Below are 19,440 nucleotides of genomic sequence, written 5' to 3' on the forward strand. Positions count from 1 at the left end.
GCAGGGGTACGCAGAAATGACCGAACAGAACATGACCATGTACGACTATGTCGTCGTCGGCGGCGGCACCGCGGGATCGGTGATCGCCTCCCGGCTCACCGAGAACCCGGACATCACCGTCGCCGTCATCGAAGGCGGCCCGAGCGATGTCGACCGCCCCGAAGTCCTCACCCTGCGGCGCTGGATGGGGCTGCTCGGCGGCGAGCTCGACTACGACTACCCGACCACCGAGCAGCCTCGCGGCAACTCCCACATCCGGCACAGCCGGGCCAGGGTGCTCGGCGGCTGCTCCTCCCACAACACCCTCATCGCCTTCCGGCCGCTGCCGTCCGACTGGGACGAGTGGGCGGCGGCCGGCGCCGAGGGCTGGGACGCGGCCACGATGGACCCGTACTTCGACCGGCTACGGAACAACATCGTGCCCGTCGACGAGGCGGACCGTAACGCCATCGCCCGTGACTTCGTCGACGCGGCCCAGGCGGCGGTGGCCGTCCCGCGCGTCGAGGGCTTCAACAGGAAGCCGTTTTACGAGGGCGTCGGCTTCTTCGACCTTGCGTACCACCCGGAGAACAACAAGCGGTCCTCCGCCTCGGTCGCGTACCTGCACCCGTTCCTGGACCGCCCGAACCTGCATATCGCCCTGGAGACCTGGGCGTACAGGCTGGAGCTGGACGCTCCCCCTGTCTCCGGCGGAACGAACCCCAGGGCGACCGGAGTGCATGTCCGTACGAAGGACGGCGAGGAGCAGTTCCTCGGGGCCCGTCATGAAGTCCTGGTCTGCGCGGGCGCGGTGGACACTCCGCGGCTGCTGCTGCACTCCGGCATCGGGCCGCGCGCCGATCTGGAGCGGCTCGGCATCCCCGTCGTACACGATCTGCCGGGCGTCGGCGAGAACCTGCTCGACCATCCGGAATCGGTGATCGTCTGGGAGACGCACGGGCCGATCCCCGAGAACTCGGCGATGGACAGCGACGCGGGCCTCTTCGTGCAGCGGGATCGGGACGCACAAGGGCCCGACCTGATGTTCCACTTCTACCAAATACCGTTCACCGACAACCCGGAGCGGCTCGGCTACCGGCGGCCCGCGCACGGGGTGTCGATGACGCCGAACATCCCCAAGCCGCGCAGCCGCGGCCGGCTGTATCTGACCAGCGCGGATCCGGACGTAAAGCCTGCGCTGGACTTCCGCTACTTCACCGATGAGGACGACTACGACGGCCGTACGCTCGTCGACGGCATCAAGATCGCCCGTCGGATAGCCGAGACCGAACCGCTGGCCGGCTGGCTGAAGAGGGAGGTCTGCCCGGGGCCCGAGATCACCTCCGACGAGGCGATCGGTGAGTACGCGCGAAAGGTCGCGCACACAGTGTACCACCCCGCGGGTACCTGCCGAATGGGTGCCACCGCTGATGAACTTGCCGTAGTTTCCCCGGACTTGAAGGTCAGGGGTCTCGACGGCATCCGTATCGCGGATGCGTCCGTATTCCCGACGATGCCGGCCGTGAACCCGATGATCGGGGTCCTCATGGTCGGAGAGAAGTGCGCGGAGCTGCTGTCCGTGGCTTCCGAGGAGAGGGGCATGACCCGATGAAGACCGAGTCCGAGGCCGAGACCAGCGCGGAGACGAAGCGAGTGGATGTGAACGAGGAGACTGCTTCCGACACCGGTCAGCCGCCCGTCTTCTCCGTACGCGACCTGTGGAAGGTCTTCGGTCCGAAGGCCGGCCGCATCCCCGGCGACGCCGAACTCGGCGCGCTCTCCCCGGCAGAGCTGCGCGAGCGCACCGGCTGCACCGCCGCCGTACGCGATGTCTCCTTCGATGTGCGCAAGGGCGAGGTCTTCGTCGTCATGGGCCTCTCCGGCTCCGGCAAGTCGACGCTCGTACGCTGTCTGACCCGGCTGATCGAACCGACGTCCGGGGCGATCGCCATCGACGGCGAGGACGTGCTGTCCATGGACACGGCGCGGCTGCGCGAACTGCGCCGCCACCGGGCGTCCATGGTCTTCCAGCACTTCGGCCTGCTGCCGCACCGCTCGGTGATCGACAACATCGCGTACGGCCTCGAGATCCAGGGTATGGGCAAGGCCGCCCGCCGGTCCCGGGCCGCGGACATCATCGCCAAGGTGGGCCTCGAGGGCCTCGAACACCGCCGTCCCGGGCAGCTGTCGGGCGGTCAGCAGCAGCGGGTCGGGCTTGCCCGTGCGCTTGCCGTCGACCCCGAAGTGCTGCTCTTCGACGAGCCGTTCAGCGCGCTCGACCCGCTGATCCGCCGCGATATGCAGGAGGAGGTCATCCGGCTGCACCGCGAGGAAGGCCGGACGATGATCTTCATCACGCACGATCTGAGCGAGGCGCTGAAGCTGGGCGACCGTATCGCGCTGATGCGGGACGGCCGGATCGTGCAGCTGGGCACGCCGGAGGAGATCGTGGGCTCGCCCGCCGACGACTATGTACGCGACTTCGTCCGCGATGTCGCGCGCGAGCAGGTCATGACGGTGCGTACGGCGATGCGCCCCGCGGATGCCGGCGAGGCCGATACCGGACCGGCGGTCGCCGCCGACGCGACCGTCTTCGAGGCGATCGAGGCGGTCGCCCGCAGCGGTATGACGGCGCGTGTCATGCAGGACGGGCGGTGCCTGGGGGTCGTCGACCACCGTGGGCTGCTGGATGTCGTGGCGGGCCTCGACCGGGGTGCCGACACGGACAAGGTGGCGGCCGCATGACAGCCGTCGTCACCGCCCCCGCCAAGGAAGCGGCCGCACCCGAACGCACTCTCCGGTCCCTGCTGCGCCACCGCGTCAAGGGCAAGCTCCTGCTGATCGCCGTTGCCGCGCTGGTGCTCATACCCGCCGGCATCGCGCTGTGGGGCAGCGGGAGCTGGCCCGGCGAGCTGACGGTCAATGTCTCCGGGCCGCTCGACGACGCCAACCAGTGGGTCATCGACAACCGCGATACCCACCCTGTCTTCCTCTACTTCCTGCTCCACTTCTCCAACACGGCCGTGGACGCCGTCGACGTGGTCTACCGGTTCCTGGACGCCATGGGCTGGCTGGGTGTCGTGGTCGCCGGTGTGCTGATCGCCTGGCGGGCCGCCGGGCTCGGGCGGCGCGGGGTCAAGGTCGCGGGGACCGCGTTCGTGGCCTTCGCCGTGTGCGGGCTCCTCGGGATGTGGGACGCCACGCTGCTCACCATCGCCTTGATGGTCGTCGCGGTGGCCGTCGCCGCGCTGCTCGGCGTCCTGATCGGTCTCGCGGCCGGATTGTCCGACCGCGTCGACCGGGCACTGCGGCCGGTGCTGGACACCATGCAGGTGATGCCGGCTTTCGCGTATCTGCTGCCGTTCGTGCTGGTATTCGGCACCGGCACGCCGGCCGCGCTCTTCTGCACGGTGATCTACGCGGCCCCGCCGATGGCCCGTCTCACCGCGCTCGGACTGCGCGGTGCCGACCCCGCCGTGCTCGAGGCGTCCGCGTCGCTCGGCGCGAGCGGCTGGCAGCGACTGCGGACCGCGCGGCTGCCGCTCGCCCGCAGGCAGATGCTCCTCGGCCTCAACCAGACGATCATGATGGCGCTCTCGATGGTCGTCATCGCGGCCCTCGTCGGCGCCGGCGGACTCGGTGAACAGGTGTACTCCGCGCTCTCCACCGTCGACGTCGGCAAGGCACTCGCCGCCGGCATCCCGATCGTGCTGATCGCCGTCTGGCTGGACCGTACGACAGCGGCCGCGGGCGACCGTATCGGCGAGAGCGCACCGGGCGGCGGGCTGCTGCACGGCCGGTCCGCGTGGGCGCTGGTGTTCGCCGGTGTCGTGGCCGCGGTGCTGGGGCGGCTGGCGATCGGCACCGCCTGGCCGGAGGGCTGGACATACGACATCTCCACGCCCGTCAACAAGGCCCAGAACTGGATCACCGAGCACCTCTCCTCCGGCATCCCGGTCCTCGGCGGTACGGAAGTGTGGTCGGAGCACTTCACGCTCTGGATCCTCAACCCGCTGCGCGACGTCCTGACCTGGCTGCCGTGGTGGTCCCTGCTGCTGCTGGTGGCGGCCCTGGCCTGGCTGGTCGGCACCTGGGTGACGGCGCTGACCGCCACTGTCTCGATGGCGGCCATCGGCGTACTCGGGGTCTGGGCGAAGTCGCTGGACACGCTCTCGCAGGTGCTCGCGGCGCTCGTCCTGACGCTCTTCCTCGGCGTGCTCGCGGGCATCTTCTGCGCGCGGGCCGGTCGTCTGGAGCGATGGCTGCGGCCCGTACTCGACGCCATGCAGACCATGCCGCAGTTCGTGTATCTCATCCCGGTGGTCGCGCTGTTCGGCGTCACCCGTGCCTCGGCGATCATCGCGGCTGTCGTGTATGCGCTGCCGGCTGTCGTACGCATCACGACGCAGGGTCTGCGCGAGGTCGACCCGGCCGCGCTGGAGGCCTCCCGCTCGCTCGGCGCGTCGCCCCGGCAGCAACTCCTCCAAGTCCAGCTGCCGCTTGCCCGTCCGGCGCTCCAGCTCGCCGTCAACCAGGGTGTGGTGCTGGTCCTCGCCGTGGTCGTCGTCGGCGGCCTGGTCGGCGGAGGCGCGCTCGGCTACGACGTCGTGAAGGGCCTCTCCCGGGGCGAGATGGGCATCGGGATGACAGCCGGAGTCGCGATCGTCTGTCTCGGTCTCGTACTGGACCGGATCACGCAGCCCACCACCCGCAAGACCGACTGAACCCGTCCTTCCATGTACAGGAGCACCATGCGCACCCTCCGTATCACCACCGCTGTCGTCAGTGCCCTCGGTGTCCTCACTCTCAGCGCGTGCGGCGCCGCCGACACCGGCAAGAAGAACGACGTGGGCGGTAAGAAGTCCGTGACGCTGACCGTCCCGTCCTGGGTCGGCGCCCAGGCCAACACGGCCGTCGCCGCCTACATCCTGAAGAAGGAGCTGGGCTACACCGTCAAGACCCAGCAGATGGGCGAGGTCCTCGCCTGGGACGCGCTCGCCAAGGGCGACGTCGACGCGATCATGGAGGACTGGGGTCACCCCAAGGAGGAGAAGCAGTACGTCGCGACGAAGAAGACCGTCGTCAAGGGCGGCGACCTCGGCGTCACCGGACACATCGGCTGGTTCGTGCCGAAGTACTACGCGGACGCGCACCCCGAAGTCACGGACTACAAGAACCTCAACAAGTATGTGAAGGACCTGAAGACCGCGGAGAGCGGTGGCAAGGGCGAGATCCTCGAGGGTTCGCCGGACTACGTCACCAACGACGACGCGCTCATCAAGAACCTGAAGCTGGACCTCAAGACCAACTACTCGGGCTCCGAGGCCGCGCAGATCACCGCGATGAAGAAGTACGCCAAGGCGAAGAAGCCGTTCCTGACGTACTGGTGGACCCCGCAGTGGCTGAACGCCCAGATCGACATGGTCGAGGTCAAGCTGCCTCAGTACAAGGCGGGTTGTGACGCGGACCCGAAGAAGATCGCCTGCGCCTACCCGAACACACCGCTGCAGAAGTACTTCAACGCAGACTTCGCCAAGAACGGCGGCGAGGCGGCTCAGTTCCTGAAGAACTTCAAGTGGACGACCGAGCAGCAGAACGAGGTCGCGCTGATGATCGCCGGCGAAAAGATGTCGCCGGAGGCCGCGGCCGAGAAGTGGGTCAAGGAGAACGAGTCGACGTGGAAGGCGTGGCTCCCGAAGAAGTAGCCTCAGAATTCCCTCAACTCTCTTGAGGGGGAGGGGTCCTGCGGCCGAGGATCCATACATGTTCGGACTCGGCAAGCAGGAACTCAACGTACTCGTACTGCGTGACGCGGACGGCATCGGCGATGCCGTCCGCGCCGCGTTGGACACTGCCACGCCCGAGGAACGCCCCGGTCTTGAGCGCGCCGCCGCTCTCGTCGCCGAAGCCGCCGCGGCCTCGGACGCCGAGCTGCGCGGCCGCTGGGTGCGCGGGCATCTCGCCGCGGCCGGCATCGAAGGGCCGGCCGACTCGATCACCGCGATCAAGGCGCTGCGCCAGGCCGAGCGGGGGCTGAGTCTTATCGCGGCGGTGGACCTGGCGAAGGACGCGGAGGCGACCAGGCCCGGAGCCGGGAAGGCCGGCCCGGCGGACCAGGCCGGTTAGTCCGCGCGCTGTGTGTGCTCCGCGCGCAGGTTCTCGGCGATGGTTCGTACCGCCGCCATCGCTTTCCGGTGCAGGCCGGGCCCGAAGGTGATCCGGGTCGCGCCGAGGCGGCCCAGCTCAGCGATGCTCGGACTGCCCGGCAACGGCGCGACATTGATCGGGCCCTCGATCCCTTCGCGCAGCAATGGGATGTGCTCCGGCGGTACGGCGAACGGGTAGACGCAGTCCGCCCCGGCCGCGACATAGAGCCGCGCCCGGGTGATCGCCTCGGCCGGGTCGCTCACGCCGCGCAGGAACGAGTCGACCCGGGCGTTGATGAACAGCCGGTCGCCCGCCTCCGCGCGTACCTCCGCCAGCCAGTCCGCGTGCCGCTGCGGGTCCTTGAGGGCTTTCGTGGCCGAGTCGGAGTCCTCCAGATTGCAGCCGACCGCGCCGGTGTCGAGGATCCGGGCCACCAGTTCCTTCGGAGACAGGCCGTAGCCGTCCTCGACGTCCGCGGAGACGGGCACGTCCACCGAGCGGGCGATGCGGGTGACGGCCGCGAACATCTCGTCCGCGGGCGTCTGCCCGTCCTCGTGTCCGAGCGCGGCGGCGACACCGACGCTCGGCGTGGCCAGCGCCGGGAAGCCCGCGTCCGCGAAGGCGCGGGCGCTGGCCGCGTCCCAGGGGCCGGGCAGCACCAGGGGATCGCCGGACGAACGGCCGTGGTGCAGGGAGCGGAAGACGGTCACGGTCATTTCTCTCCTGGATCTGCTGGATCTGCTGGGACTGTGGGCGGCGGTCAGTGCTTGAACTGACCGGGCGTGTAGTGGCCGGGGACCATGCGGGTCGACACGCCGAAACGGTTCCAGGCGTTGATGACCGTGATCGAGGAGATCAGGTGGGAAAGCTCCTTCTCGTCGAAGTACTTCGCGGCGTTCTCGTACACCTCGTCCGTCACAAAGCCGTCGGTCAGGACGGTCACGGCCTCCGTCAGCTCGATCGCCGCGATCTCCTTCTCGGTGTAGAAGTGCCGCGACTCCTCCCAGGCGCTGAGCTGGATGATCCGATCCACCGACTCGCCCGCCGCCAGCGCGTCCTTGGTGTGCATATCGAGGCAGAAGGCGCAGTGGTTGATCTGCGAGGCGCGGATCCTCACCAGCTCGAGGAGGACCGGGTCCACGCCCTGCCGGGCGGCCGTGTCCAGCGCGACCATGGCCTTGTAGACCTCGGGGGCGAGCTGTCCGATCTGGAGACGGGGGGTGTGCTCGTGGGCGTAGGACTCGTTTCCGTTCGTCGTCATGGCGACGAAGCTACGCGGCTGGTGGCACAGGAGTATGGTCCACTTCCATGACAGATTCCTGGGCCACTTTCGGTGCTGATCTGCATGTCGAACTGCGCGGATCCGGGCTGCGGTCGGGCCTGATGGACGCGTTGCGGGAGGCCGCGCGCACCGGCCGGCTGGCGCCTGGGACCAGGCTGCCGTCCTCGCGCTCGCTCGCCGTCGACCTGGGCATCGCCCGCAATACGGTCGCGGACGCGTACGCGGAGCTGGTCGCCGAAGGGTGGCTCACGGCGCAACAGGGCTCGGGGACACGGGTGGCCAGACGAGCCGTGCCGAGGAAACCGCCGGCCGGCGTGGTCAGAGCACGGCCGGCCCGCCGCCGCCCCACGTACAGCCTGCATGCCGGCACACCCGACCTGGCCTCCTTTCCGCGCGCGGAGTGGCTGAAGGCGGCTCGCCGGGCACTGACCAGCGCGCCCCACGAGGCCCTCGGATACGGCGACCCACTCGGGCGCATCGAGCTGCGGACCGTACTCGCCGACTATCTGGCACGGGCGCGCGGTGTGTACGCGGACCCCGGGCGCATCGTCATCTGCTCCGGCTTCGTACACGGACTGATGCTGATGGGGAAAGTGCTCAGACGGCGTCGGGTACGGGAGATGGCCGTCGAGTCGTACGGGCTCGATGTGCACTGGAACCTGCTGACCGAGGCTGGTCTGCGGACTCCGGCACTGCCCGTCGATGAACTGGGCTCGCAGACGGGCGAGTTGGCCGCGCTGCGCGGGGTGGGCGCCGTGCTGATGACGCCCGCGCACCAGTTCCCGACAGGGGTTCCGCTCCACCCCGACCGGCGCGCGGCCGCCGTCGACTGGGCGCGCGGGTCGGGCGGGCTGATCCTGGAGGACGACTACGACGGGGAGTTCCGCTACGACCGGCAGCCGGTGGGCGCGCTCCAGGGGCTGGACCCGGAGCGGGTGGTCTACATGGGCACGGCGAGCAAATCGCTGGCGCCGGGGCTGCGGCTCGCCTGGATGGTGCTGCCCGAGGAACTGGTCGGGGAGGTGACCGAGGCAAAGGGGTCCGTCGACTGGGCGTCGAGCGCGCTGGACCAGCTGACGCTCGCGGAGTTCATCGCATCGGGTGCGTACGACCGTCATGTACGCGGAATGCGGCTGCGCTACCGGAGAAGGCGTGACCAGCTGGTCCGGGCACTGGCGGAGCGCGCGCCGGACATCCGGGTCAGTGGTATCGCCGCCGGACTGCACGCGGTGCTCGAACTCCCGCCGGGCACGGAGGGCTCCGTGATTCAGGCGGCGGCCTGGCAGGGCCTGGCGGTGGAGGGCGTCTCGAGATTCCGCCACAAGGACGTGCCGCCGGGGAGGGACGCGCTGGTGGTGGGGTACGCGACGCCGGCGGACAGCGGCTGGGCAGGAGCGCTCGACGCGCTGTGCCGGGCGCTGCCATGAGGCGCGCCCAAGGGCTCGGGCCCCGGGGCCGCGCCTCGATCGCGCGGAGAGGCTGATCCGCGCCGGCGAGGCTCTTGCCGGGGCTCCGCCCCGAGCCCGGCTCCTCAACCGCCCGAGGGGCTGATTTCGGCCGGCGCCGTCGATGGCGGCTCGCCGAACCGTGCCAGAGCCAGCGCACCCGCCACCGCCACCACGAATCCCGCGACGGCCAGCCACGCCAGGCCCTCGCGGGTCCGGTCGCCGAGCCACACCACGCCCACGAGCGCCGGGCCGATCGTCTCGCCGATCACCATGCCCGCCGTGGCCGTCGTTACCGAGCCGCGCTGCAGGGCGGAGGTGAGCAGCAGGAACGCCGCGCCGCCGCCGAGCAGCAGTGCGTACAGGGCAGGGTTGGTGAGAACTTCGGGCAGGGAGACCGTGTCGATCAGGCGGACCGAGACCTCGACCACCCCGAAGCCGCAGCCCGCGCCGAGGCCGAGCACCAGGGCGCGCGCCTTGTCGGGGAGGCGGCCCGCGACCGTGCCGGCGAGGAGTACGGCGAAGGCGACGCCGAGCATCGCCCAGCGCAGCGCGTCCGATCCGGCGCGGTCGCCCTCCTCGCCCGAGGCGAGGCCCAGCATGGCAAGACCCGCGCAGACCGCGGCCACCGCGGCCCATTCCGTCCGGCTCAGACGGGTATCGAGCAGGCGGGCCGCCACCACGGCCGTGACCGCGAGGCTCGCGGCGAGCGCCGCGCCGACGGCGTAGATGGGGATGGAGCGCAGCGCGACGATCTGGAGGGCGAAGCCGAGGCCGTCCAGGGCGAGTCCGGCGACATAGCGCCACTGGCGCAGCGCCCGCAGCAGCAGCGCCGGATCGACACCTGAGCCGGTGCCGGGTTCAGCGGCCCGGGTGGCGACGGCCTGGAGGACGGAGGCCGTGCCGAAGCAGACCGCGGAACCGACTGCACAGATCATCCCAAAGAGCACAGAGCGACTGTAGATGAACCGCGGATGGGGAGGGCTGGTGGACCGGGCTGACAGCCCCGCGGGGCGGCCCTCTAGTCTGTCCGGCGATCCACTGGCTTGATTCGAACGGGGGCGACCGGCTGATGGCACGACGCAGGCTGAGGTCGAGCACGGTAGTGCTCGGCGGCATGGGGGTGCTCGCGGCGACGCTGACGGCGTGCAGCTCGGAGCCGGACGAGCGGTGCGTCGATCCGGTGACCTACGAGGTGCTGCCGGACTACAAGTGCGACGGCGACGGCGACAGTGACGGATCCAGCAGCTCCGGCAGGTACTACTACGGCGGCAGGGTGAGCGGTGACCGGGCCGAGGGCGGCAGCTTCGACAGGACTGCCGTCGACAGCGGCGGCTTCGGCGGCTCCAGCTCCGGCGGCGGCTGAGTACGGGACACACAGAGCATGAAGCGTCACACCATCGAGCCCCGCCCCGGCTGGCAGCAGATCGTCGAGGAACAGGGCCTCATCTACCCGCTCACCCGCTACCCGGACGGCTCCCTGCGCCCTTACTGGGACGAGAGCGCGTACTACGAATTCTCGCTGCCCGAGGTCGAGGCGCTGGAAGAGGTCGTCGAGGAACTGCACGCCATGTGCCTGGCCGCCGCCGCGCACATTGTCGAGCACGACCGCTTCGCAGACCTCGGCATCACCGACCCGAGACTCGCCTCGCTGATAGCCGAGTCCTGGCGGCGACGGGACGAACTCCCTTCCGTCTACGGCCGGTTCGATCTGCGCTACGACGGCACCGGCCCGGCCAAGATGCTGGAGTACAACGCCGACACCCCCACCTCTCTGGTCGAGGCCGCCAGTTCGCAGTGGTTCTGGATGGAGGACCGCTTCCCGGGCGCCGACCAGTGGAACTCCCTCCATGAACGCCTCGTCGACGCCTGGAAGCGTCAGGCGCCGCTGCTTCCGCCCGGGCCGCTGCACTTCGTCCACTCCGACGGCGACGAGCTGGGCGAGGACCTGATGACGGTCGCGTATCTGCGCGAGACCGCCGAGCAGGCGGGCCTCGCCACCGAAGCGCTGTCCGTCGAACAGATCGGCTGGGACCGGCTGTCAGGGCGCTTCGTGGACCACCGGCTGCGCTTCATCCGCAGCTGCTTCAAGCTCTATCCGTGGGAGTGGCTGACCACCGACCGCTTCGGGCCGTACGTCCTCGACACCCTGGACAACGGCGGCGGCACCGGCACCACCTGCTGGATCGAGCCCGCCTGGAAGATGCTGCTCTCCAACAAGGCGCTGCTGGCGATCCTCTGGGAGCTCAGTCCGGGCCACCGGAACCTGCTTCCCGCGTACCTCGACGGGCCACGTGAACTCGCCGTGGAGCGCGGTTACGTGGCCAAGCCGCTGCTCGGCCGGGAGGGCGCCGGAGTCACCATCCATGAGCCCGGCGCCCAGCCCGAACTGCGCGATGAGCCGTGCTGCTACCAGGAATTTGCCCCGCTGCCCGATTTCGACGGCAACCGCGTGGTGCTCGGCGCGTGGGTCGTCGAGAACGAGGCGGCGGGGCTCGGTATCCGGGAATCGGCGGGGCTGGTCACGGACGAGTACGCCCGCTTCCTGCCCCACGTCATCCTCTAGCCCGGGCCCGTACAGTCCGAACGTCCAGTACGGGCCGGGTGTCCAGTACGGGGCCGTACCGGCCGCTCAGCCCTCCAGTACGGCTCTGAGCTGGTCCAGGCCCCAGTCCAGGTCCTCCTTGCTGATCACCAGCGGCGGGGCGATCCGGATCGTCGAGCCGTGGGTGTCCTTGACCAGGACCCCGCGGTCCATCAGCTTCTCGGAGATCTCCCGGCCGGTGCCGCGGCTCGGCACGATGTCGACGCCCGCCCACAGCCCGCGGCCGCGCACCGCCTCCACCGCGCCGCCGCCCGTCAACAGGCCCAGCTCGTGGTGGAGGTGGTCGCCCAGCTCGGTGGCGCGCTGCTGGAACTCGCCGGTGCGCAGCATCGCGATCACCTCCAGGGCCACCGCGCAGGCCAGCGGATTGCCGCCGAAGGTCGAGCCGTGCTCCCCGGGACGGTGGACGCCGAGCACCTCGGCGGAGGAGACGACCGCCGACACCGGCACGACACCGCCGCCCAGCGCCTTGCCCAGCACATACATGTCCGGCACGACGTTCTCGTGCTCGCAGGCGAACGTCCGGCCGGTCCGCCCGAGGCCCGACTGGATCTCGTCCGCGATGAAGAGGATGTTCCGCTCGCGGGTCAGCTCCCGCACCCGTGAGAGGTATCCGGCCGGCGGCACCAGCACTCCGGCCTCGCCCTGGATCGGCTCCAGCAGCACGGCGACGGTGTTCTCGGTCAGCGCCGCGTCCATCGCGGTCAGATCCCCGTACGGAACGATCTCGAAGCCCGGGGTGTACGGACCGAAGTCCGCCCGTGCCTCCGGATCCGTCGAGAAGCTGATCACCGTCGTCGTACGGCCGTGGAAGTTGTTGGCCGCGACGACGATCTTCGCCATGTTGTCCGGGACACCCTTGACCCGGTAGCCCCATTTCCGGGCGGTCTTCACGGCAGTCTCGACTGCCTCCGCCCCGGTGTTCATCGGCAGCACCATCTCCATGCCGCACAACTCGGCGAGCTGTGTACAGAAGTCGGCGAACCGGTCGTGATGGAAGGCGCGGGAGGTGAGCGTGACGCGCTCCAGCTGCGCCTTGGCGGCGTCGATGAGACGACGGTTTCCGTGACCGAAGTTGAGCGCCGAGTACCCGGCGAGCATGTCGAGGTAGCGGCGCCCCTCGACATCGGTCATCCAGGCGCCCTCCGCCGTGGCGACGACGACGGGCAGAGGGTGGTAGTTGTGCGCGCTGTGAGCCTCCGCGGAGGCAATGGCACTCTCCGATGTGGACACGGGATCTCCGTTCAGTAGAGACGAGCCGTCCGGTTGGGGCGGGGTGATGCCCCTGTTTCTATCGTCGCTCGCATGGTGGACTGAGAAACCTTGCTGTGGGTCCTGGCCGCTAGGCTGGGCATTACGCACGGCGACTGGCGTACGGGGAAGTGACCTCGAGGGAACCGCGCGCGGAAGACCACACGAGGTGCCGCCCGCCTGGGTACTCCGGGACACATCCCATCAGGGTGCCGCCCGCTCCTCGCCGCAGGCCGAGGGGACCCCCGAGCCGCACCCCGGGACCACGACCGAGCAACGGATCGCCCCGGAGGACACCATGACGCTTCCCCTGCCGCACCCCGCACTCTCCGCCACCGACCCGGAACTGTCGGCCCTCGTCGGCGCCGAGGAACAGCTCCAGGCAGAGACGCTCAGGCTGATCCCCAGCGAGAACTATGTCTCCCGGGCCGTACTGGAAGCCTCCGGCACGGTCCTGCAGAACAAGTACAGCGAGGGCTACCCAGGCCGCCGCTACTACGAGGGCCAGCAGAACATCGACCAGGTCGAGCTGCTCGCCATCGCCCGCGCCAAGGCCCTCTTCGGTGTCGAGCACGCCAATGTCCAGCCCTACTCCGGCTCTCCTGCCAACCTCGCCGTCTATCTCGCCTTCGCGGAGCCCGGCGACACCGTGATGGGCATGGCCCTGCCGATGGGCGGCCACCTCACGCACGGCTGGGGCGTCTCCGCCACCGGCAAATGGTTCCGCGGTGTCCAGTACGGCGTACGCCAGGACACGGGCCTGATCGACTTCGACGAGGTCCGCGAACTCGCCCTGAAGGAGCGGCCGAAGCTCATCTTCTGCGGTGGCACCGCGCTGCCCCGCACCATCGACTTCGCGGCTTTCGCGGAGATCGCCCGCGAGTCCGGCGCCGTCCTGGTCGCCGATGTCGCGCATATCGCGGGCCTGATCGCGGGTGGCGCCCATCCCTCCCCCGTGCCGCACGCCGATGTGATCTCCACGACCACCCACAAGACCCTGCGTGGACCCCGGGGCGCGATGCTGATGTCCCGCGAGGAGCACGCCAAGGCGATCGACAAGGCGGTCTTCCCCGGGCTCCAGGGCGGCCCGCACAACCAGACCACCGCGGCCATCGCGGTCGCCCTGCACGAGGCGGCCCAGCCCTCCTTCCGTACCTATGCTCAGTCGGTCGTCGCCAATGCCAAGGCGCTCGCCGATGAGCTGCTCGCCCGCGGCTTCGACCTGGTGTCGGGCGGAACCGACAACCATCTGATCCTGATGGACCTCACTCCCAAGGACGTGCCCGGCAAGGTGGCGGCGAAGGCCCTCGACAGGGCCGGGATCGTCGTCAACTACAACACCGTCCCGTACGACCCGAGGAAGCCCTTCGACCCCTCCGGCGTACGCATCGGCACCCCCTCCCTCACCTCGCGCGGTCTCGGTACGCAGCACATGGCCGCCGTCGCCGACTGGATCGACCGCGGTGTCACCGCGGCCGGCACGGGAGACGAGGACTCGCTGGCGACCATCCGGTCCGAGGTCGCCGAGCTGATGGCCGCCTTCCCGGCGCCCGGACTGTCCGCCCAGCGCGCTGACGGGTGACCGGTGAGCCAGCGGTGACCGCCATAGCCGGCCGGGTCCGGTCGGCAGCCGGTTCGTCCTCGATCGCCGGACGGGTTCGATCGCCGGACGGGCTTGAAAACAAGCCTGTCCGGCAAGCCCGTCCGGAGAGTGCCTAGCTGTCGAGCAGCTCCTGACGGGGTCCGGTCTCCGGCGCGCCGCTGCCTCGCCCGAACGGCGGGCGCGGCAGCCGTGAGACCACCGGGCGGAGCACCAGTGCCAACACGGCCCCGGCAGCGAGCCCCGGTATCGCCCACCACCAGTCCGTGCCGCCGGCGGCAGCCGCCGCAGTGGGCCGCCGCCGCTCCTCGTGCGGGGGAGCGGCGGCTTCGGAACTCCCGCCCCGGTCCTGCTCCTGTCCCCATGCGGGTGGGAACATCGCGACTCCGCTCCCGCCGGACTTCTTGCCCATCAGACCCAGCTTCTTGAGGTGCCGGGTCAGCTCCGCCGGATTCCGCGCCTGATGCCAGTAGCCCTTCTGCGACGTCGGCTCCGTAGAGGTATGTATCCAGACGAGGCCCCGTCGCTCGCCCGGATACACCCGGTCCACGCGCCACGGGGCCACATCGTGGGCCATCCAGGTCACATTGATCTGCCGCGTCCCCACCGCCATGTCCAGCGACGGCGGCCGCTCCTTCTGGCCCTTCACCCGGTCCGCCCCCAGCAGGCCCAACAGGGTCGTGTACTCCTTGTCGGAGTAGTAGAGCGAGGCCGTCTCACCGCTCTCGGGAGAGGTGATCAGTACACTCGTCGGCCCTCCCGCCACCGCGCTCGGTGCGAGGATCCAGGTCAGTGCGAGCACCGCCGCCAGTGCGGCAAGTCGTCGTAGCAGTCGCATACTTCCCCCAGCCGGAGCCGGTACAGACCATCCGCACCGCGTCCGCGTCACCTCTGGTACACCGCTCGCCCCCGCCAGGTTCCCGTTCCGGGACAATCGCTCGGCAGCGCGCGATGGGTCTTCTCAGGGCGTGGATTCCGCGATCTCCTCGGCGCGCGGCAGCGATGCCACGCCCTCGAGCCGCAGCGTCGTCCGCTCGTCCGCAGCCGTCCACAGCAGCGTCGGACCCGCCGTGCGCTCGGCCTCGGTCCACCCGGCGCCCTGTGCGTCGGTCATCCGGAACCGCAGCAGATGCGGCTCGGCGAACCACAGGCCGGTCCCACCGCTCAGCGCCACCCACTCCGGCATGAGCCGAGCCTCCTTGGCGAAGCCGAGGTCCAGCCTCGCCGGGAACTCGTCCAGCCGTATCGTGCGACCCCGCTCGCTCCAGCACAGGCTCACCACCGACCTGCCCGCAGGCCCCACGGTCACCGAGACCGCGTCCGGCTCGCCGAGCGCTCCCGGCACCCGCGCCCTGAAGCCCGCGCGCCGCTCCGCCTCTGCCCAGGGGACCGGGTCGTGGCACCACGGAACAGGCCCCCCGGGCGGTGGCGGCATCGACGGGTCGTACCGCACGTCCACCCCGCTGAAACCGAACCAGTCCGCCACGGCCGCCCGCACCGGAGGCGTGAGCACCAGCACCACCACGAGCCCGGAGAGGGCGACCGTCAGTGCCCGGCCCCGCCTGCGTGTCCAGCGCCTGAACCGCTCGGCCCTCCCGGGCGCGGCGGGCACGGGCACCGCCTCGGCGAGGAGCTGCGCCAGCACCCGCTCCGCCATCGTCTCGCCGTCGACATCCGGGATCCCGATCCCGCGCCCCAGCCCTCGCAGCTCCTCACGCAGGGCCTCGTGCTCGTCGCCAGGACGATCCTCGTCACTCATTGCTCCTCACCTCCCTTCCCCGGCAGAAGCCCCGGAAGCAGCCGCCCCAGCTTCCGCAGCGCGCGGTTCAGCCTCGACTTCACCGTGCCGCGCGGCCAGCCCAGCGCCTCGGCCGTCTCCGCCTCGTCCATCTCCAGCAGATAGCGGTAGGTGACGACCTGCCGCTGCTCCTCACTCAGCTCGTCCAGCGCCGCCCGCAGCAGCGCTTTCCGCTCCTCCGCCACGGCAGCCACCGCAGGGTCCGCCGATTCCGGTATCAGCGGCTCGGAGCCGAGCAGCAGCGCCTCCCGCCCGGCGAGCGCCCGCAGCCGCACCGCGGAGCGCACTGTGTTCCTCGTCTCATTGGCCACGATCCGCAGCAGCCACGGACGGAAGGCCGCGCCGTCCCGGAACCGTCCCAGCGACTGGTACGCCTTGAGGAAGGCGCTCTGCACCACATCCTCCGCATCCGCACCCGCCCCGAAGGCCACAGCCGCCCTCAGCGCGACATTCGTATGGGCGCGCACCAGCTCCGCGTACGCCTCCGGCTCTCCGGCGCGCACCCGTGCGATCACCGCAGCCTCGTCGAGGACGAAGCCGCCCCCCTCCACGACGGTGCAGCCCCCCTCCGGCGTCCCCTCGCGCGTACTCACACCTTTCATACACCGGCGGCCGGAGATCGGTTCCACACCTGAGAGAATGATGAGCATGGCCTCTGACCGACCCCGCGCGCTCTCCGGTATCCAGCCCACCGCAGGCTCGTTCCACCTTGGGAACTACCTCGGTGCGATCCGCCAGTACGTGGCGCTGCAGGAGACCCACGACGCGTTCTACATGGTCGTGGACCTGCACGCGATCACCATGCCGCAGGACCCCGCCGAGCTGCGTGCCAACACCCGGCTCGCCGCCGCCCAGCTGCTCGCCGCCGGTCTCGACCCCGAGCGCTGCACCCTCTTCATCCAGAGTCATGTCCCCGAGCACGCCCAGCTCGGCTGGATCATGAATTGCCTCACCGGTTTCGGCGAGGCCTCCCGGATGACGCAGTTCAAGGACAAGTCCGCCAAGCAGGGCGCCGACCGCGCCACCGTCGGCCTCTTCACGTATCCGATCCTGCAGGTCGCGGACATCCTGCTCTACCAGGCCAACGCCGTCCCGGTCGGTGAGGACCAGCGCCAGCACATCGAGCTCACCCGTGACCTCGCCGAGCGCTTCAACAGCCGCTTCGGCGACACCTTCACCGTCCCGGCGCCGCACATCGTCAAGGAGGTCGCGAAGATCTACGACCTCCAGGACCCGTCGATCAAGATGAGCAAGTCGGCCTCCACGCCCAAGGGCCTGATCAATCTGCTCGACGAGCCCAAGGCGACCGCCAAGAAGGTCAAGAGCGCGGTCACCGACACCGACACCGTCATCCGGTTCGACCCCGTGAACAAGCCGGGCGTCTCCAACCTCCTCACCATCCACTCCACCCTCACCGGCAAGACTGTCGCCGAGCTCGAGGCGGAGTACGAGGGCAAGATGTACGGCGCGCTCAAGACCGACCTCGCCGAGATCATGGTGGACTTCGTCACGCCGTTCCGGAGCCGTACGCAGGAATATCTGGACGACCCCGAGACGCTGGATTCCATCCTGGCCAAGGGCGCGGAGAAGGCCCGCGCGGTCGCCGCCGAGACCCTGGCCGCCGCATACGACAAGGTGGGCTTCCTTCCCGCCAAACATTGAGGACACTGATTCCGTCTGATTCATCACTGAATCAGCACTGTGTCCAAGGACTCTGGTCACATCTACGGTTCAGCCGCCACACTGGCGGCTGCAGACCTACCTACCGACGACTGAGGAGAACGACGTGGGGACCGTAACGCTCGGCGTTTCGATCGCGGTCCCGGAGCCTTACGGCAGCCTGCTCCAGGAGCGGCGCGCGGGCTTCGGGGATCCCGCCGCGTACGGTATTCCCACGCACATCACGCTCCTCCCGCCCACCGAGGCGGAGGCCGACGCCCTGCCCGCGATCGAGGCGCATCTCGCCGAGGTCGCGCGCTCCGGCCGGCCGTTCCCGATGCGGCTCTCCGGTACCGGAACGTTCCGCCCGCTCTCGCCCGTCGTCTTCGTCCAGGTCGCCGAGGGCGCGGCGGCCTGCACCTGGCTGCAGAAGCGGGTGCGGGATGCCTCCGGGCCGCTCGTGCGCGAGCTGCAGTTCTCGTACCACCCGCATGTGACCGTGGCGCACGGAATCGCCGAGGAGGCGATGGACCGGGCCTACGAGGAGCTGTCGGACTACGAGGCGGCGTGGACCTGCGCCTCCTTCGCCCTGTACGAGCAGGGCGCGGACGGCGTGTGGCGCAAGCTCAGCTCGTACGCCTTCGGCGGCGGCATCGCGGCGGTCCCGGCCCAGGGCGCCCCGATCGACGAGCCCGCCGCGACCATCTGACCCGACCGTCCGGCCCACCGCGACTCGCGAGCGCCCACCGCGGCTCGCGGCCGGCCCCACCGTGACTCGCACCCCGCGACCGGCGGCCGGCGCCCCGCGAGGCCGTCAGACGGGCAGCCGGCGGAAGACCGGCCTCGGTACATGTCGTAGCGCCGACATCACCAAACGCAGCGCTCCTGGCACCCACACCGTGTCCGACCTGCGCCGCAGCCCCTGCTCGATGGCCGCGGCGACCGCGTCCGGCGTGGTGGCCAGCGGTGCCTCGGCCAGCCCCGCCGTCATCTTCGTGCGTACGAATCCGGGGCGTACGACCATCACATGCACTCCGGTCCCGTGCAGCGCGTCACCCAGACCCTGTGTGAAGGCGTCCAGGCCGGCCTTGCTCGAGCCGTAGATGAAGTTGGCGCGGCGGGCCCGCTCGCCCGCCACCGACGACAGCACCACGATCGAGCCGTGCCCCTGGCTCTGCAGCGCGCCCGCGCACACCAGTGAGGCAGAGACCGCCCCTGTGAAGTTGGTCTGCGCGACCCGGACCGCCGCCAGCGGCTCGGACTCGTCGTTCGCCTGATCGCCGAGGACGCCGAAGGCGAGCAGCACCATGTCGATGTCGCCCTCCGCGAAGACCTTGCCCAGTGCAGACTCGTGCGCGGCGGGGTCGAGGGCGTCGAAGGCGACGGTGTGCACGTCCGCGCCGAGCGTGCGCAGCTCGGCCGCGGCGGTCTCCAGAGCGGGCGAGGGACGGCCCGCCAGCCAGACCGTACGGGCGCGGCGGGCGATGAGCCGGCGGGCGGTGGCCAGCCCGATGTCCGACGTACCGCCGAGGACGAGCAGGGACTGCGGGGTGCCGAAGGCGTCCTTCATGACAGGGGCTCCTCAAGGAGGGAGGGAAGGGGCGGGGGAAGGGACGGGGGCGGGTAGGCGGCGGGTGCGGGGCTCGGACGCCGGAAGGGCCCAGGGCTGTCGCA

General features: G+C 70.1%; 19 protein-coding genes and 1 riboswitch. Of the genes, 11 read left to right on the top strand and 8 right to left on the bottom strand.

What is annotated here, in order from left to right:
• Nucleotides 1–16: 16 nt before the first annotated feature.
• From OG966_RS24980 to OG966_RS25000, 5 genes are read left to right on the top strand one after another with little or no spacing between them, the layout of a single operon-like run.
• A complete protein-coding gene (locus tag OG966_RS24980; RefSeq protein WP_326652071.1) occupies nucleotides 17–1,591 on the top strand; it encodes a GMC family oxidoreductase in 1,575 nt (524 codons plus the stop codon).
• Complete coding sequence (locus OG966_RS24985) at nucleotides 1,588–2,724, top strand: quaternary amine ABC transporter ATP-binding protein (protein WP_326652072.1); 1,137 nt, start codon at nucleotides 1,588–1,590, stop codon at nucleotides 2,722–2,724. The genes OG966_RS24980 and OG966_RS24985 overlap by 4 nt, the downstream gene beginning before the upstream one ends.
• Nucleotides 2,721–4,703, top strand: a complete 1,983-nt coding sequence (locus tag OG966_RS24990) for an ABC transporter permease subunit (protein ID WP_326652073.1) — start codon at nucleotides 2,721–2,723, stop codon at nucleotides 4,701–4,703. Before OG966_RS24985 ends, OG966_RS24990 begins: the two co-directional genes overlap by 4 nt.
• 27 nt (nucleotides 4,704–4,730) lie before the next feature.
• Nucleotides 4,731–5,684 (top strand): ABC transporter substrate-binding protein, encoded by a 954-nt coding sequence (locus OG966_RS24995; RefSeq protein ID WP_326652074.1) that lies wholly within the window; start codon nucleotides 4,731–4,733, stop codon nucleotides 5,682–5,684.
• 58 nt (nucleotides 5,685–5,742) lie between these two features.
• Nucleotides 5,743–6,105: a hypothetical protein gene (locus tag OG966_RS25000; RefSeq protein ID WP_326652075.1), complete on the top strand. Its 363-nt coding sequence runs from the start codon at nucleotides 5,743–5,745 to the stop codon at nucleotides 6,103–6,105.
• Here the strand turns inward: OG966_RS25000 and OG966_RS25005 are convergent.
• Together OG966_RS25005 and OG966_RS25010 are read right to left on the bottom strand one after the other, a co-directional pair.
• Complete coding sequence (locus OG966_RS25005; protein ID WP_326652076.1) at nucleotides 6,102–6,842, bottom strand: isocitrate lyase/PEP mutase family protein; 741 nt, start codon at nucleotides 6,840–6,842, stop codon at nucleotides 6,102–6,104. The genes OG966_RS25000 and OG966_RS25005 overlap by 4 nt on opposite strands.
• A 44-nt stretch (nucleotides 6,843–6,886) precedes the next feature.
• Nucleotides 6,887–7,387 carry a carboxymuconolactone decarboxylase family protein gene (locus tag OG966_RS25010; RefSeq protein ID WP_326652077.1) on the bottom strand — a complete coding sequence of 167 codons (501 nt, stop codon included), beginning with the start codon at nucleotides 7,385–7,387 and terminating at the stop codon, nucleotides 6,887–6,889.
• Between the two features lie 47 nt (nucleotides 7,388–7,434).
• On the opposite strand from OG966_RS25010, the gene pdxR reads away from it, so the two are divergent.
• The gene (gene pdxR / locus OG966_RS25015) at nucleotides 7,435–8,835 is read left to right on the top strand and encodes a MocR-like pyridoxine biosynthesis transcription factor PdxR (RefSeq protein WP_326652078.1); all 1,401 of its coding nucleotides are present in this window, start codon (nucleotides 7,435–7,437) and stop codon (nucleotides 8,833–8,835) included.
• A gap of 104 nt (nucleotides 8,836–8,939) precedes the next feature.
• Here the strand turns inward: pdxR and OG966_RS25020 are convergent, their stop codons facing one another.
• A complete protein-coding gene (locus tag OG966_RS25020) occupies nucleotides 8,940–9,791 on the bottom strand; it encodes a hypothetical protein (RefSeq protein WP_326652079.1) in 852 nt (283 codons plus the stop codon).
• Between the two features lie 134 nt (nucleotides 9,792–9,925).
• On the opposite strand from OG966_RS25020, the gene OG966_RS25025 reads away from it, so the two are divergent.
• The gene (locus tag OG966_RS25025) at nucleotides 9,926–10,219 is read left to right on the top strand and encodes a hypothetical protein (protein WP_326652080.1); all 294 of its coding nucleotides are present in this window, start codon (nucleotides 9,926–9,928) and stop codon (nucleotides 10,217–10,219) included.
• 18 nt (nucleotides 10,220–10,237) lie between these two features.
• Nucleotides 10,238–11,419 carry a glutathionylspermidine synthase family protein gene (locus OG966_RS25030; protein WP_326652081.1) on the top strand — a complete coding sequence of 394 codons (1,182 nt, stop codon included), beginning with the start codon at nucleotides 10,238–10,240 and terminating at the stop codon, nucleotides 11,417–11,419.
• A gap of 66 nt (nucleotides 11,420–11,485) precedes the next feature.
• On the opposite strand, the gene rocD is transcribed toward OG966_RS25030, so the two are convergent.
• Complete coding sequence (gene rocD / locus OG966_RS25035) at nucleotides 11,486–12,691, bottom strand: ornithine--oxo-acid transaminase (RefSeq protein WP_326652082.1); 1,206 nt, start codon at nucleotides 12,689–12,691, stop codon at nucleotides 11,486–11,488.
• Between the two features lie 120 nt (nucleotides 12,692–12,811).
• A riboswitch (ZMP/ZTP riboswitch) is annotated at nucleotides 12,812–12,902 on the top strand.
• 105 nt (nucleotides 12,903–13,007) lie between these two features.
• Between rocD and glyA the strand changes: the two genes are divergently transcribed.
• Nucleotides 13,008–14,291, top strand: a complete 1,284-nt coding sequence (gene glyA / locus OG966_RS25040; RefSeq protein ID WP_326652083.1) for a serine hydroxymethyltransferase — start codon at nucleotides 13,008–13,010, stop codon at nucleotides 14,289–14,291.
• Between the two features lie 133 nt (nucleotides 14,292–14,424).
• On the opposite strand, the gene OG966_RS25045 is transcribed toward glyA, so the two are convergent.
• The 3 genes from OG966_RS25045 to OG966_RS25055 form a co-directional block, all read right to left on the bottom strand.
• A complete protein-coding gene (locus tag OG966_RS25045) occupies nucleotides 14,425–15,147 on the bottom strand; it encodes a hypothetical protein (RefSeq protein WP_326652084.1) in 723 nt (240 codons plus the stop codon).
• 123 nt (nucleotides 15,148–15,270) lie between these two features.
• Nucleotides 15,271–16,068 (bottom strand): hypothetical protein, encoded by a 798-nt coding sequence (locus OG966_RS25050; protein ID WP_326652085.1) that lies wholly within the window; start codon nucleotides 16,066–16,068, stop codon nucleotides 15,271–15,273.
• Nucleotides 16,065–16,709: an RNA polymerase sigma factor gene (locus tag OG966_RS25055; protein ID WP_326655354.1), complete on the bottom strand. Its 645-nt coding sequence runs from the start codon at nucleotides 16,707–16,709 to the stop codon at nucleotides 16,065–16,067. The genes OG966_RS25050 and OG966_RS25055 overlap by 4 nt, the downstream gene beginning before the upstream one ends.
• A 37-nt stretch (nucleotides 16,710–16,746) precedes the next feature.
• Between OG966_RS25055 and trpS the strand changes: the two genes are divergently transcribed.
• Complete coding sequence (gene trpS, locus OG966_RS25060; RefSeq protein ID WP_442806752.1) at nucleotides 16,747–17,769, top strand: tryptophan--tRNA ligase; 1,023 nt, start codon at nucleotides 16,747–16,749, stop codon at nucleotides 17,767–17,769.
• A gap of 124 nt (nucleotides 17,770–17,893) precedes the next feature.
• Nucleotides 17,894–18,475, top strand: coding sequence for a 2'-5' RNA ligase family protein (locus OG966_RS25065; protein WP_326652087.1), 582 nt, complete (start codon nucleotides 17,894–17,896; stop codon nucleotides 18,473–18,475).
• A 105-nt stretch (nucleotides 18,476–18,580) separates the two neighbouring features.
• On the opposite strand, the gene OG966_RS25070 is transcribed toward OG966_RS25065, so the two are convergent.
• Entirely contained in the window at nucleotides 18,581–19,336 is a 756-nt protein-coding gene (locus OG966_RS25070) for a decaprenylphospho-beta-D-erythro-pentofuranosid-2-ulose 2-reductase (RefSeq protein WP_326652088.1), read from the bottom strand.
• Between the last annotated feature and the right edge of the window lie 104 nt (nucleotides 19,337–19,440).

Source organism: Streptomyces sp. NBC_01750 (assembly GCF_035918095.1).
In the GTDB taxonomy this organism is placed as follows: domain Bacteria; phylum Actinomycetota; class Actinomycetes; order Streptomycetales; family Streptomycetaceae; genus Streptomyces.